Annotated in this window: 1 pseudogene; it reads left to right on the forward strand. The window is 53.9% G+C overall.

The window, feature by feature from the left end:
- Positions 1-217: pseudogene (locus A3709_RS02990) on the forward strand (polyphosphate kinase 1); the annotation flags it as partial.

A 217-nucleotide genomic window follows, 5' to 3' on the forward strand; every position in this document is an offset into this window, starting at 1 on the left:
ATATTGCTGCGCGAAGATCGCGCCATCCCTGCCTTGAATGATGAGTCAATCTACCTGGCTGTCGACATACTCTCCGGTGACAGCTACAACTACGCGGTGGTTGAAGTCCCTACTGATCGCCTTGAACGCTTCGTCGAAATTCCCAGGCGCAAGGGAAAGGGCGGCAAAGTGTTTATTGCCCTGGATAATGTGATCCGGGCATGCCTGCCGCAGATGT

Source organism: Halioglobus sp. HI00S01 (genome assembly GCF_001635445.1).
Lineage (GTDB): Bacteria > Pseudomonadota > Gammaproteobacteria > Pseudomonadales > Halieaceae > Halioglobus > Halioglobus japonicus.